This is a genomic window from Nocardia asteroides (assembly GCA_019930625.1).
GTDB classification, from domain to species: Bacteria; Actinomycetota; Actinomycetes; order Mycobacteriales; family Mycobacteriaceae; genus Nocardia; species Nocardia sputi.
Map to the genome: position 1 here is coordinate 5831970 of CP082844.1, position 13992 is coordinate 5845961.

The window sequence follows — 13992 nt, forward strand, 5'->3', positions numbered from 1 at the left end:
CCCTCACGCCCTCAAGTCCCTGACTCGTGCCAGTACCGACCGCAAGGTCGTGGCGAGCTGAGTCACGCCAGGTTCCTCGATCGGGAAGTGTCCGCAGTTCTCAAGTAATACCAGGTCGGTCCCGTTCGGTATCCGTTCGAGGAACCGGATGCTCAGCTCCGCTGGTGTCCAGCGGTCTGCAGCGGGATGGACCAGCGTGAGCGGTGCGGCGTGGAAGGTGTCAGGCGGTGTGTGCCGGAAGCCGAGAAAGCTGGTGAGGAAGCCGAGTGGGACCTTCACGCCGCCGCCTCGGGGATCGGCCGCGCATGCCCGGGACAGGGCCGAGTCGAGACTCATGTTGTTCATGTCGACTACCCAGCGGATCGGTACTTGGACGCGACCGAGCAACGGGTCCATCGCGCGCAGCAGAACGGGCGCGGCTGTGCCGGTGAACGACCAGCGGGTGGCCGCGCGGCAGGCAGCGGGATCGCCGGGATCGAGTAGGCAGGTCGCGACCACGTGGGCGACGGCACCGGTGCGCGCGGCGACCTCGTAGGCCAGCATTCCGCCCATGCTGGCACCGAACAGAACCAGTGGCCGGTCATCGGATTTCGTTTCGGCACGCACGAATTCGCAGAGCAGATCGATCCAATCCTCGTAGCGCACCGAACCCGGATCCGGTTCGACGGTATCTCCGTACAGCGGGAGATCCACGGCCATCACGTCCACGTCCTCCCGTGCGGCGAGTGCGGCGAGGGGCCACAGCAGACCCGAGTAGCCGCCCGCCCCGTGAATGGCCAGTGCCCGCACCCCCGCGTCACGGTTGGCGGCGCGGGCGACGTGGACGCGTTTGCCGCGCCACGACCACCACGTCGGAGTCGGATGGATCAGCGATTCCTGACGGTACTGGTCGGGGAGGAACCCCGCGTATCCGATGTAGTCCACACTCCGAGCATCGACGCGGAACTCGGCGGACACAACTCGCGTCCGCCAGGGCGTTCGAGGCTCGGGAATCACCTTTCTACCTGCGGCGATTGGTCGATGCTGCGCGCTGTGGTGCTGTCTACTCGCTTTTGACATCACCGCACTCGATACCGCGTCGGATACGGCCTCAGCCCGGGACGTGTTCCCGGGTGAGGTCCAGGCGGGTGTTCATGTCGAGTCGGAATCGGCCGTAGGGGTTGATATTGGACCAGAACAGCGGGCTCAACGCGCGGCGTTCGTTGTCACCGATCAGGTCGTGGAATGCGTGGTCGTCGGCAATCTGTTCAGCAAGCCGCTTGCGCAGATCCCCGACCTGCACGGCCTGCTCAGCCGCTACCTCGGCCTGCCCGAATCCGGTTACGACAAGCCGCTGTTCCTCGGCCAGGGCCTGCGCGGCACCGACGTGATCACGCCGGAGACGCTCCGCTTCGCCGCGGTGCTGCGGGCAAACGGTCAACCGGTGCCGCTGCACACCTACAACGACGACCACAGCGGAACGGTCAACGCGTCACTGCCCGACTCGGTGCCGTTCGTGCGCGGCCTGTTCGGCTGAGCCTGCTGCCTGCGGCCGCTCATCGAGCGGCCGCAGGAGCTGTCAGATCACGGGAAGCCAGGGCCCCGGCCGCCGGACAGGCTGCTGAGGGCGCACACCAGCGCCGCGAACGGTTCGGTGACGCCGCCACAGCTCCCCGCGACCGACTCGGCCGGTGCGATCGTCTGCGGTTCGAGCGGCAACGGCGCCGCGCCTGCCGCTCCGACGCCGGCCACGGTTGCGGCACTGATCAGGGCGGCGACGGCCAATCCACGTACTGCGAGCATTTCGAACTCCTCGTGCGTCGGGTAGATGGCCGAACCTACCCGGCAAGTTTTCATCTCACATGACCCGAATTGTGAGGTTCCCAGCGAGAGATCGATGTCCAGCAGCGCATCCAACCCCGCGCACCGCTCGAGGGTGAACTCGTGCGCCAGCCGATCATAGGTCTCGGACTGAGCCTGCTCGCGTGCATGCGCGACACGGCGAACCAGCGTGTTCGGGCCTGGCCGGATCACCCGCGCCGACACCAGATACTCGCACGCGAGCTGGAACAACAACGTCGGGGAATCATGCTCCATCGACCGCGCCAGCAGGAACTCATCCAGTTCCTTCAGCTCCATCGACCCCGGCGGCCGCCACCCCAGGAACTGCGCAACCAGCCGCAGGTGCTCAGTGCGGGTTTGTGCCCGCTTGCCGTAGGAACGGATCAGCGAAGCATCAACTTTCAGCTGCTCGGCCAACCGAGCCACCGCCACCGGCGGCGCATCAGCCACCCTGTCCGGCACGAACCCCAACCACGGCAGCGTGCACAACGCCACCGCCAAACCCAACCTTTCTCCCGGGCCACGCCCCCGCCCCGGCGTCAAAAACGCGACATCAGACGGAGTGAGCGTGAAGAACCGGAACAACTCCTCCCGGCTGATCTCCGGAAACTCCCGCAGACGCGCCAATTCCTCGTCCGCGAACACCCGCGTCGCCACGAAACCCGACCTCCAGCACACCAACCAACCTCAACGGCAGCCAAGCCAACCGCCACCCCAGCACACCCGCAGCCCAAACAAGACAACACGACATCGGTGCTGGTCCAGCCATTGTCGTTGTTTTTCGCGCGAGTTCTACCGGGACCCCTGGAAGGACCGGGACCCGACCCTGCCCGTCACCGAACTGCAAGCCGCATGGGTACCCGGCGAACCGGTGCTCTACATCGGCAAAGCCGAGCCCGGCGCCACCGGCAGACGCGGCCTACGCCAGCGGCTCGACGAATACCGCCGCTTCGGCGCCGAACTGGGCTCATGCGGGTGGCCACGAGGCAGTGACGTAGCGGGTGATGCTCATTATCAGCGCCAACGCTTCAGGCAGCTCGGCAATCGGCCGACCGAATCGGGCCGCCAGCTCCTGCGAACTGGCGGAATCCGTAGACCATTCGTGTGCAGCGAACCAGACATCGGGGTTCGTGCGGTCGTCGGTGTAGATCAAGTTCATGGGATCGTTGTCTCGGAACAGCGTGTCTTTCAGGTCGTCGCCACGACTGTCGGCAAAACGGTCGAGGGGATCGAAATCGGTAATCATGTCGCACGCCGCCCGGCTACCCGGCGCCGAGAGTCGATGGATGCGTTCGAACAGCAGATCTTGAGCAGTGCCCGGCAGATAGGGCAATAGGCCTTCCGCGATCCATGCCGTGGGAGCTGCAGGGTCGAACCCGCCCGCCAGCAGGGCTGCTGGCCAATCGTCACGCAGATCCGTCGGGATTTCGCGGCGATCTACCCCAGCGACCGCGTCGTTGTCGGTCAGCACCTGCCGCTTGAAGTCCAGCACCTTGGGCTGATCGACTTCGAAGACGACTGTGTCGGGCGGCCATGGCAACCGAAAGGAACGGGCATCCAAGCCAGCAGCCAGGATTACTGCCTGCCGCACACCGGCAACTGTGGCGGACACGCAGAAATTGTCGAAGAATTTGGTACGAAGTCCGATGGCTCCGAGCATCAAAGGTGACTTCGCCGCCGCGGCTGGATTGTCGAGCAGATGCTGCAACCCTTCATGGCCGGAGGCGGACACGAACATTGCAGCGAAATCATCCCGGACCAGTGGGTCGGGCTGCCCGGACTCCAGTGCCCGCGCAGCAGCAACACCCAGGGCAGTGACGCCGACACTGCTCACGATATCCCAAGAGTCTCCCTCGGTACGCATGGGTTCTCCACTTCTCTCAGCCGATACTTCTCGACCCTGTCTCGAAGACGACGCGAACGCGCTTCACTGGGTCGATTGGTTCGACCCTGCCTTCTCAGTAACGCCGCCGCATCAGTACCTCGGTGGTGCTACCTAAGCGAAAGATGGCAACCCGCTGCACGCGGCACCCCCACTCGTGTATCACTTTGCTCTCGGGAGGCGGGTCGAGGAGTTGTCTTCGGGGCTGTCGGGTTACCCCTGATCACATGACCACGATCGAAAATTGCTCAGAACAAGCCCCTTTCGTTCCTGGGGGCTGTCTGCGCATGCAGTTGCTCGTCACGGCCGCGGTGAGTCGTCGACGAACCCTGCCGTCCTCCACACCAACCCCGCTCACGAGCGGTCACCGTATCCGGCGATCGGCAATGTCCATGCTGTCGTCCGAGAAGGTGAGCGCGACCAGCTGTATCGGGTCCTGTGGTGGGACGGCGAAGGCAACGCTCTGATCGCCGACCCCGCCGGCTGGCTGGAAATCGCTGCCAACCGCCCCGGATTCCTGCGCCTGGAAGGACGACCACCGTCAGCAGCCGGATAAGGGCCGCGATCGGCACGTGCAACCGCCTGGGTCCACCAGGAGTTTTCCGCACGCTCGATGGAGCGTGTGTCAAAAGCTTGGCAGGATCGGGTGGCAGATCAGCATCGACTCCACGATCATGCGTGCCCATCAGCACGCGGCCGGAGCCCGCCGTGACAGCGACGCTCAGACCGAGCCACCTGGCGGACCCGGCGAGAACGAGCTTAGAGACCACGCACTCGGCCGCTCCCGTGCTGCGGCCTTGTTCTACGGGTCCGCGACTTGCGCTGTGGAGCAAGCTGGGCTAATACTTAGCCTCATGGCTAAGTATTCTGTGGTGCTGGACGACGTATTCGCCGCGCTGGCGGATCCGTCTCGCCGCGCAGTGGTCCAGCGCCTCGGGTCCGGTCCTGCCAGCGTCGGGGAGTTGGCCGAGTCCGCGCCGATCACGTTGCCGTCGTTCTTGAAACACATTCGCGTCCTCGAGTCCAGCGGGCTGATCCGGACGGTCAAAACCGGTCGGGTGCGCCGATGCGAACTGGACCGCGAACGGTTCCGGCTGGTCGAGGACTGGCTGGCCGAACAGCGCCGCGTCTGGGAAGGCCGCACCGACCGGCTAGAGCAATTCCTCACCGAAACCAAGGAGTCCACCGATGAATCCTGATCTCGACCTCACCGTCCACCGCGTCATCCGTGCGCCGCGTGCGAGCGTATGGAACGCTTGGACTGATGCGAGCAGCCTTGCGCGGTGGTGGGTTCCCGCGCCGACCCTGTGTCGCGTCGAAAGACTCGAGATCAGGCCCGCGGGTGCTTTCGTAACCACGATGAGTGACGACGGTACGGAATTCGTCCCACATCTGGACGCCTGTTTCCTGGTGGTCGAGCAGCGCGAACGCCTCGTGTTCACCAACGCGCTCGACAGCAGCTGGCGTCCGGCCACGGGGGCTCCGGTGCCGATGACAGCCGAGATCACCTTGCGCGATCACCCGGACGGCACCGACTACCGGGTACTCGTCCGGCACGGGGATCCGGCCGCGCGGGCTCGTCACGAAGAACTGGGATTCGCGCACGGGTGGGGGACGGTCACCGAGCAACTCACCGCGCTCGTCGAGAGCGAGGTCAGGGCATGAAGCTCGCGCTCATCCAGTTCGTCACCCTCGACGGAGTCAGCCAGGGACCCGGTTCACCGGCCGAGGACACCAGCGACGACTTCGATCGCGGTGGCTGGCTGGTGCCCTATCTGGACGAGATGTTCATTCAGCGCACCTCCGAATGGCTCGATGCCGCCGACGGACTGCTGCTCGGGCGCCGCACCTACGAGGCGTTCGCGCGGGACTGGCCGGCTATCACCGATCCCCGTGATCCCTTCACCGAGCGAATGAACGCACTGCCGAAGTACGTGGTCTCCAACACCCTGACAGCGGGTAGCTGGAAACCGACAACACTGCTACCCGGCGACCCGGTCGCCACCGTCGTCGACCTGAAACGTCGACCGGGCCGCGAATTGCAGATCCACGGCAGCTCACACCTCGGCGATTGCCTGCTCGCCGCCGGCCTGGTCGACATCGTCCGACTCGCTGTCGCCCCCACCGTGCTGCGAACAGGAAGACGACTACTCAGCGGCGCCGGCCCGACCACCGGCTTTCGACTCACCCGCCACGAGGCCACCAGTCGCGGCCTGCTCCTGCTCGAATACGAAGTCGGTGGACCCGCACCAATTGCGGAATTCGACGGCGTCGCCCAGTTCGTCTGAGCCCTTCCACGGCACTGCGATGTGGTCGAGGGATCGTGGCGCAAACTGCTGCGCGCGCACGCGCAGCAGTTTGCGCCTGGTCTGGTCGTCCGGCAGTACGCGCTCATGTTTCGCGCCATCCTGCCGGCAGGTCCGCTGTTCCGGGCAGAATCAGTACGCGGTTGCCGGGCGCTTCCGGTGATGGCGCCGTGCGTGCGGATCTCGATCAGCCGGTCGAGCGCGCCCGCGATGGCTTTGTCACTCAGTCCCGCAGAGGAATGCGCCGCAGCGGTTCCGTCATCGGGCGCGCCCTTCCGGGCACTGCCGTCGCGACCGAGCGGGCGAGAGGCCTATAGGCCTGTCTCACCCGCTCGACTCGCGTCTCCACGCTGCCTGGCTGCCCAGTCTCGAATCGCAGAGACGAATTCCTCGGGCGCATCGGACTCCACGTAGGTGCCCGCGCCCTCGACGATCACGGTCCTGTGGTCGGTGAACGTCGCTTCCAGGCGCTCACGCTCCTGGGAACGGAAGGCGATGTCGGCGTCACCCCACACGATCAGTGTCGGCATGTGGGCGAGGTTGGTCAGCCCGGCCTCGACCTCGGCGAAGAAGTCCCGGCTGGCGAGGACCCGCCCGGGAAGCACGGCGGAGGCCTGGCGCCGCTCCGGAGTGTCCAACGCCTGGCTGTAGTGGGTCATTTCGGCCGCGGTGGGCTTGCGCCTTCGGTGGCCTGTGGGGATGAAGGCATTGACGAGGAGGTTGAGCCGCCGGACCAAGAAGCGGACGGGGAGTCCGCCGATGATGCGACCGAAGGCCTCGAAGTGGAGAATGCCGTTGACCGGCCAGGCCCAGGTGTTGGCTAGCACCAACCGATCGAAGACGTCGGGCCGTCGCTGCACGACCGCCAGGCCGATCATGCCGCCCCAGTCTTGCCCGACCAGCGTGACGCCATCGAGGCTGAGCGCGTCGACGACCTCGGTGACTACGTCCGCGTGCTGCTCTGGCAGGTAGCGGTAGCCGGGCTTTGCCGTCGACAGACCGAAGCCCGGGTAGTCGAGGGCGATGCACCGGAAATCGTCGCGCAGTGCGCGGATCACGTCGCGCCACAGGAACGACCAGGTCGGGTTGCCATGGAGGAACAGCAGTGTGGGACCCGACCCCTCATCGACATAGTGGACGGTATGCCCGCCGATGTCGACGAATCGACTCTCGAACGGGAACAGTTCGTCATCGACCCAACCGGGCCGCACGCTCTTGGTGGTATCGGCCATGGTGGCCCCCTCAGGGCTCGGCATCAAGGTATGCTTGAGCATCTCACGCACACTTTAGAACATCAAGCGATAGTAGGAAATGATGCGTAGCTATGGCCAGTACTGCGGGCTTGCCCGTTCTCTCGAAGTCGTCGGTGACCGGTGGAACCTGCTCATCGTCCGCCAGCTCCTCGTAGCGCCCGCCCGCTACCGTGACCTGATCGAGGGCCTGCCCGGCATCGCGACCAACCTGCTCGCCGACCGGTTGCGTGACCTCGAAGCCTCGGGCGTGGTCGAGCGGCGACTGACGGGCGAGGGCAGCGTGGTCGAGTACGCCCTGACGCCGTGGGGTGCCCAGTTACGCCAGCCGATCGCGAGCTTGATTCGCTGGTCCACTCCGTTGATGGCCAGTGGGCCCGCCGATGGTGATTCCTTTCGCCCTGAGTGGCTCGCTCTCGCACTCCCGGCCTTGCTCGACCCCCGGGTCGAGGTTCGTCCCTCGGCGACGGTCGGTATCGAGATCGGTGACGCGCCTTTACAACTCCGCGCGACGAGCTCGGGCTTCGAGGTCGGCCCGCAAGACGGTCGCCATCTCGACGCCACCGTCCGCGCCGATCCTGCCTATGTCCTTGGCCTCGCCGCCGGCGCCTTCTCCCTCATCGATGCCCGCTCTCTCGGGCTGGTCGAGGTCGACGGCGACGAGTCCGTCGTCCGCACCATCTTCGCCGCCTGACAGGGTCGTTCCGCCAGCTGACCTGGGAATTATCGGTCAATCTCGACGTCACCCGGCGGCAGCGGCTCCGGCGGATCGAGCTTGGAACCTCGCGTTGGATACTTCTTACGCTCGTTCGGCCAAGCGGCGGTCGTCGCGGCTTAGACTGTGCGCCAACCGACCCCGCACTTCGTCTGCAACGCCCGACCCGACATCCCCACTCGCGCGTCACGTCGGATCGCGGCGTAGAGCTCGACCTTCGTCTGACGAGGCCACGGCGACTCCCTCCAACGCATGTGTATGGGGCGAAGCACACGCATCTTTGCACCGCAACCAAGATCACGACGTCAAAATTCGCCAACCCGAACATCTTCAGATCGAGAGTGACGTCAGGGTCCACCGATCGGTGACGTCACAGATCGCCGATAGAACCAATCTCGTGGACAACTGTTGCGATCTGTTGGGGGATGTGGAATACGTACGGCTCCTCGAGCCAATCACGGTAAAGCGATCCGATCGAAACCACCGCCCCGAAATAGGGCGTGGGCCGCGAACGCGCCGCGCGTGTCCCTGCCGTCGAACCGACGACCGCGAGAGAGGCGCGGCTGGCTGGCACGTCGGGTGACGACACCGCCCGGTGACGCACCTGCGGGACCACGGTAAGAGCTTGTTGCAGCGGTCAGCCTCTCAGGTCGCGGCGGGTGTAGCCGTAGAGTCCGATCGCTGCCATGGCGGCGGCGACGGTGGTGAGCGTGGCGCTTGCGGCCCAGTCGGGTGCGGTGGCGGGTACGGCGGCGAGGTGGGTGAACGGTGAGATTTCGCGGACCCAGGCAGGTGCGCCGATGCTGTGAGCTAGGACGTCGAGCAGGAATCCGCCGACGACGGGCACCGCGCCGATCGCACCGACGGCGTCGGGGTACCAGCCCAGTGCCAGGACCCCGGCGCCGAGCGCGAGCAGCGCTACCGGGGCGACGTTGGCGGCACCGGCGAGAGCCTCACCCAGGCCGAGCGGCGCACCGGTGAGCACCGCACCAGCCCACATCGCGACCGCGGCGGTGAACAGCAGAACTGCGAGACCGACGGCGGTGACAGCGATTTCTGTTCCCGCCGAGCGGTACCGTGACAGCGGCAGAGCGTGCAGGGCGGTCCAGCGGCGGGCCTTCTCATCGGCGGCCACGGCCGCGATCCGGATGACGGCGTAGAGCCCGGACGGGATGGCGAGCAGAGCGAACAGCGCCGCAGCGAACCCCGAAGCCGAGCCGAGACCACCGAAACCGGCCGTCGCCGCAAGCTCAGCGAAGCGGGGGTTCTTGTCGAAGAATTCGAGGATCGAGGAAATCAGCGCCCCGATCAGCAGGAAGTAGGCGGCGATCCCGACCGCCCACCCGGTGGTGGGCGCAACAGTACGCCGAACAGCGAAACCGGCCACCGATCCGAGCAGACGGGTCCGGGCTGCCCGGGTGTCGGACAGGTCGATCACGGCGCCGCCGAGGTCGCGTCCGGCGGCGGCGACGAGAGCGCACGCGGCTGGCACGAGGGCGAGCACTAGCAGGACGAACAACGGTTCGACCCTGTTGTCCGCGTACGGTGCGATGCGGGCGGCGAGGCCGAACGGGGTCAGCCACGCAGTCCAGGCGAGCGCGGCGACACCGTCGGAGAGCATCCGCAGCAGCAGGCACACCCCGAGCACGGCCGAGGCCAGCCCGGTGGCCGCCGCCCGCGACGGCAACAGTTGCGCGGCGAGCAGTCCCACGCCCGCGAAGACCGCGGTCGTGGCGAACACCGATGCCGCGTGCAGGACCGCTCCGGCGGGGTCGGTGCCGGTCACGACCAGCCCGGCCCCTACCCCGAGTGCGATCACGGTGGCGGCCAGCCACAGTGTGCCTGCGCAGCGTGCGAGCAGGTCCACCCGGCGCAGCCTGCCGCCGAGCAACAGCTCCCAATGCCCGGCCTCTTCCTCGCCACGGGTGAGCCGGGTGGCGGTCAACAGCGCCCACACGCCGCACAACACCAGCACGGGGGTGCCGGTGCGCCAGACGGTGAACCCGCCCGGATCGTCGAGGGCGAGCGGAGCGCCGAACAGGACGCGCACGGCGGGGTTCTCGGCCAATGCGTGCAGGGCATCGGAATCCATGGTGTCGGCGAAGGTGGTGCGGTACTGGGCCGCGACGAGAGCCGACAGGCCGGTGGCGGTGAGCGCGACGATCGCTGCCCCGCGCCGTGCCTGGCGTCGGGTGAGCCGGGCCGCAGCCCGCCCCGGCGCGGGGACGTTCATCGGTTGCGAGCCGGCCGTGGTGGCGGTCATTGCCGTGCCTGCCCGTAGTAGTCGAGGAAGATTTCCTCGAGGGTGGGTTCGCGTGAGGACAGTGCCGTCACTTGTGCCGCGGCGAGGGCGCGCAGCGCCGGTGCCGCGGGCCCGGATAGCGTGAACCGCATTCGGCCTTCGTCGAGTGCTTCGACGGCCTCGACACCGTCCACGTCGCTCAACGTCGGCGCCTGGCCGTGGTAGGTGATTTCCACGATGGTGCGGCGCAGCCGGCGCAGCTCGGCCAGGGTCGCGATCTCCACGAGCCGGCCGGAGCGCAGGATCGCGACCCGATCGCACAACGCCTCGACCTCGCCGAGCATGTGCGAACTGAGAAACACTGTCTGTCCGCGATCGCGGGCTTCGGCGACACAGTGCCGGAACTCGCGTTCCATCAACGGGTCCAGCCCGCTGGTCGGCTCGTCGAGGACCAGCAGCGGCGCCCGGGAAGCGAACGCCGCGATCAAGGCGACTTTCTGCCTGTTGCCGGTCGAGTAGGTCTTGGCGGGTTTGTCCACGTCGAGGGCGAAGCGGTCGATCAACTCGGCGCGATACGCCGAATCGGTGCCCGGACCTACCCGAGCGAGCAACTCGAGGGTCTCGGCACCGGTCAACGACGGCCACAGGGCGACGTCGGCGGGCACGTAGGCGAGGTGGTGGTGGGCACGTCGCACATCGGCGGCGTCGGCGCCGAACACCCGCACCGTGCCGGCGGTGGGCCGGATCAGTCCGAGAAGCAGCCGGATGGTGGTCGACTTCCCCGCCCCGTTGGGCCCGAGGAACCCGAACACCTCGCCGGGAGCGACGGCCAAGGTGAGGTCCTCGACCGCGACGGTGCGGCCGAAGCGTTTGGACAGATGCTCGATCGAAACGGCTGCGCGGGTATCGGTGGCGCGCGCGGACAGCGCCGCTGCAGCAGTGGACATGGAAGCCCTTCCAAGGTCGGCGGATATGACATGCCGACCAGACTTCCCGGCGCTCCTGAGAAGAAAGATACGCCACCGTGGCTGTCGCCGCGGACTTTCGACGGAGGGCCCGGTCGTGGCCGCGAGCGATCCCGCGTTGGGGGGGTGCCAACCGGTTCGGCCCTGTCGGAGCAGTGTGGAGGGGATCGGGAACCGACCACATGCCGCACGTTCGATACATTGCGTAGATGTTCTGCTTCAGTTGCCGTATGCAGACCATTCGCGGCAATCATTGAGGCGTGGTGCGATCACAAGCGCCTCGGGCAACTGTGAGCAGAACCGGCGAGGTCTTCGATGCGGCGACGGCCTTCGTCGCAGCGGCGGTCGCCGGGGTCACGCTGTTCTTGCCGGTCGCCGTCCGTGCCCGGCCCGCAGCGACGTCGTACCAGCTCACGGGGCTGCTCAACAACGTGCCCCGCAGCGCGGCACTGGCCGTGATCGTTGCGGTCATCGTGGCGGTCGGGATCACCACGACCGGCTGGCCGGTGCTCGGGTGGGCGGCGGCCGCGGCGGGCTCGGTGGCTCAGCTGATCAACCACCTGGCCGCACCGCAGGTGCCCTCCGCGGATCTACTGACCACGCAGAACTATCTGGACGCCCTGTGCGGCGCGGTGGTGCTCGGCGCGCTCGGGGCGGTGGTACTGCCTCGGCCGTTGCCCGCCGCGGGTTTCGCGCTGGGTGGAATCAGCTTCTTCGCGTTCGGGGGTTTGGCGCAGATGCTGGGTCTCGATCCAGATCTGCAGACGGTGTCGGAGACCCCACCTCGCTGGTTGATCTCGGCAACCGCGGCACTGCTGGTCATTGCCACGCTGCGAAATCGGGCGCCGGCCAGGGAGCCTGGGCCACCATGGATACATGGCGAGTTGCCGTTGGCGCCGATCTTCGCGGCGATCGTGCTGGCAATGGTTGTGCTGTCGGCCACCGAGTGGCTCGGCCGACAGTTCAGCAACGCCCCAGCCGACAGTCACGCGGTGCATATCGGGATAGTCGTGGCTGCGACGATCATCAGTGCGACCGTCGCAGCCGTGCTGCTACCCGGCCGCGACGGCGTCGGGGTGTACCTGGCGGTAAGCCTCACCGCCGCAGCCGACGCAATCGGTTACGCCCCCCGCCCTGGCTGGGCGGTGGCGGTGTTGATCGCTGTGGCCGGAGTCGGCATAGCCGTAGGCGACCGTGCCCGCTCCACGGCAACAGCCATCACACTCATCACAGGTATCACGATCTTCGCTCTCACCGGCGCTGCAGATGCCAACCGCGCAGGCTTCGTGGCGATCAGTATCGTGATCGCACTGACTGCGGGCTACTGCTGTGGCGTGGCAAGCCCACACGAGACCTCGAGCGGCGTGCTGGCGATTGCCGCGCTCTATCTCCCCACGGTGGTCTCGGTGTCGCCGTATGCGGTGCGGAACTGGCACGGCGAACAACCCCCGCCCAGCGCCTCGCCGGCGCTCGCGGCGCTCGCCCTCACCATCGGCAGCGCCCTCGGACTCGCCGCGCTGTACAGATTGCGGCGCAGCGGGACACCGCACCTGGGAAACGAATCCGACAGCGAACCCCCTGCTGATAGGTAAGAGCCACGCGTCAGCGATCACGCGTCACCGCCGAAGCTCAGCGAGCCGATCTACCGACACAGCCATCCCGCCGGTTGTGCGAGGGCCGATGTACCGGGAAGGAAGGGTTGCAGCGGTAAGCCGTTCCCTTCGCACGGTCGGCGACCCTGGAACGATTGACACCGTGATTTCGACGTACGCCCACATTGATCGGTATCAAGGTAGCGCCGAGCCGAACAGCCGATGAGTAGCTACCCTGCCTACCGCGCGTCTCGTCCCGCTTCGAAGGGCCACAATCTGTGACCGTGCGTCGTCCTATCGTTGTCGGTGTCGACGGCTCTCCCGCGTCGCTTGCTGCCATCCGCTGGGGTGCGGCGATGGCGGCGCGCCGTAAGGCGCCACTGCATCTTGTGCATGCCATCGGTGTACCGGTGCACGCCCTACCGGTAATCGGCTCTTTGCTGTTCGATATCAGCGCATTCCGTGAGATCGGTGAGTCCGTCCTGGGCCGCGGACGAAGAATCGTGAGCGAGTTGGATAGTTTCCCCGCCGGTGTCGAGGTTGCGACCTTTCTCGACCTACCGTCACCAGTAGCGGCCTTGGCTGCTCGCTCAGCAGCGGCCCAGTTGCTCGTCATCGGCGCTCGAGGTTTGGATCCGTTGGAGCGCGTGTTATTCGGGTCCGTCGGCGTCGGTCTGATCAAGCACGCCGACTGTCCGGTCGCTGTCATCCCGGCTGCCGCGGCGATAATGCCGCCGTCGTCACACCTTCCGGTACTGGTGGGCGTAGACGGTTCGCGCTGTAGCACTCGCGCGGTCGCGATCGCATTCGACGAAGCGACGAGCAGGAACATAGGGCTGGTGGCGGTAACGACATGGTCCGCTCGAAATGGGGCGACCACGCCGCCCGACACAGCGCAGCAGCGAGCCGAGGCGGTTCTCGACGAAGCCCTGGCGAGCTTCACCGACAAGTATCCGGATGTCTGCGTAGATCGAGTCGTCATCGAAGGCCGCCCGGCGCAGCGGCTGCAGGAAGCGTCCCGGCACGCGCAACTGGTCGTACTCGGTAGCCGCGGACGTGGCGGAATTACCGGCGCCACGCTCGGTTCGGTCAGTCAAGCGGTACTGCAAGCCAGCCGCATCCCGGTCCTCATCGCTCCATGTCGACAATGACCGCCCTCGTACGCACCACAGTCCGACACGCCGGCATGCGCTCGGACGAGAGCGAACATGTCGGGTAG

At 66.7% G+C, this 13992-nt stretch carries 10 protein-coding genes and 3 pseudogenes; 7 read left to right on the top strand and 6 right to left on the bottom strand.

The window, feature by feature from the left end; all coding sequences use genetic code 11:
- Positions 1-3: 3 nt before the first annotated feature.
- Positions 4-924 (bottom strand): alpha/beta hydrolase, encoded by a 921-nt coding sequence (locus K8O92_26445; protein ID UAK31320.1) that lies wholly within the window; start codon positions 922-924, stop codon positions 4-6.
- Positions 925-1228: 304 nt separating this feature from the next.
- Between K8O92_26445 and K8O92_26450 the strand changes: the two are divergent.
- Positions 1229-1516, top strand: a pseudogene (locus tag K8O92_26450) (lipase).
- 335 nt (positions 1517-1851) lie between these two features.
- Here K8O92_26450 and K8O92_26455 read toward each other — a convergent pair.
- Positions 1852-2478, bottom strand: a pseudogene (locus K8O92_26455) (DUF4158 domain-containing protein).
- Between the two features lie 310 nt (positions 2479-2788).
- The gene (locus K8O92_26460; GenBank protein UAK31321.1) at positions 2789-3685 is read right to left on the bottom strand and encodes a class I SAM-dependent methyltransferase; all 897 of its coding nucleotides are present in this window, start codon (positions 3683-3685) and stop codon (positions 2789-2791) included.
- An 872-nt stretch (positions 3686-4557) separates the two neighbouring features.
- On the opposite strand from K8O92_26460, the gene K8O92_26465 reads away from it, so the two are divergent.
- The 3 genes from K8O92_26465 to K8O92_26475 are packed head-to-tail and all read left to right on the top strand — an operon-like array spanning position 4558 to position 5991.
- Positions 4558-4902 (top strand): metalloregulator ArsR/SmtB family transcription factor, encoded by a 345-nt coding sequence (locus tag K8O92_26465; GenBank protein ID UAK31322.1) that lies wholly within the window; start codon positions 4558-4560, stop codon positions 4900-4902.
- On the top strand, positions 4892-5368 hold the full coding sequence (locus K8O92_26470) for an SRPBCC domain-containing protein (protein ID UAK31323.1): 477 nt from the start codon (positions 4892-4894) through the stop codon (positions 5366-5368). Before K8O92_26465 ends, K8O92_26470 begins: the two co-directional genes overlap by 11 nt.
- The gene (locus tag K8O92_26475) at positions 5365-5991 is read left to right on the top strand and encodes a dihydrofolate reductase family protein (protein UAK31324.1); all 627 of its coding nucleotides are present in this window, start codon (positions 5365-5367) and stop codon (positions 5989-5991) included. Before K8O92_26470 ends, K8O92_26475 begins: the two co-directional genes overlap by 4 nt.
- Before the next feature lie 329 nt (positions 5992-6320).
- On the opposite strand, the gene K8O92_26480 is transcribed toward K8O92_26475, so the two are convergent.
- On the bottom strand, positions 6321-7241 hold the full coding sequence (locus K8O92_26480; protein UAK31325.1) for an alpha/beta fold hydrolase: 921 nt from the start codon (positions 7239-7241) through the stop codon (positions 6321-6323).
- Positions 7242-7323: 82 nt separating this feature from the next.
- Here K8O92_26480 and K8O92_26485 point away from each other — a divergent pair, with 82 nt between their 5' ends.
- Positions 7324-7953 carry a helix-turn-helix transcriptional regulator gene (locus K8O92_26485; GenBank protein ID UAK35958.1) on the top strand — a complete coding sequence of 210 codons (630 nt, stop codon included), beginning with the start codon at positions 7324-7326 and terminating at the stop codon, positions 7951-7953.
- 658 nt (positions 7954-8611) lie between these two features.
- On the opposite strand, the gene K8O92_26490 is transcribed toward K8O92_26485, so the two are convergent.
- Together K8O92_26490 and K8O92_26495 are read right to left on the bottom strand one after the other, a co-directional pair.
- Positions 8612-10237, bottom strand: coding sequence for a polyketide antibiotic transporter (locus tag K8O92_26490; protein ID UAK31326.1), 1626 nt, complete (start codon positions 10235-10237; stop codon positions 8612-8614).
- On the bottom strand, positions 10234-11163 hold the full coding sequence (locus tag K8O92_26495) for an ABC transporter ATP-binding protein (protein UAK31327.1): 930 nt from the start codon (positions 11161-11163) through the stop codon (positions 10234-10236). The genes K8O92_26490 and K8O92_26495 overlap by 4 nt, the downstream gene beginning before the upstream one ends.
- A 308-nt stretch (positions 11164-11471) precedes the next feature.
- On the opposite strand from K8O92_26495, the gene K8O92_26500 reads away from it, so the two are divergent.
- Positions 11472-12773 carry a hypothetical protein gene (locus K8O92_26500; GenBank protein UAK31328.1) on the top strand — a complete coding sequence of 434 codons (1302 nt, stop codon included), beginning with the start codon at positions 11472-11474 and terminating at the stop codon, positions 12771-12773.
- Positions 12774-13063: 290 nt separating this feature from the next.
- Positions 13064-13924 (top strand): annotated as a pseudogene (locus K8O92_26505) (universal stress protein).
- Positions 13925-13992: the final 68 nt, after the last annotated feature.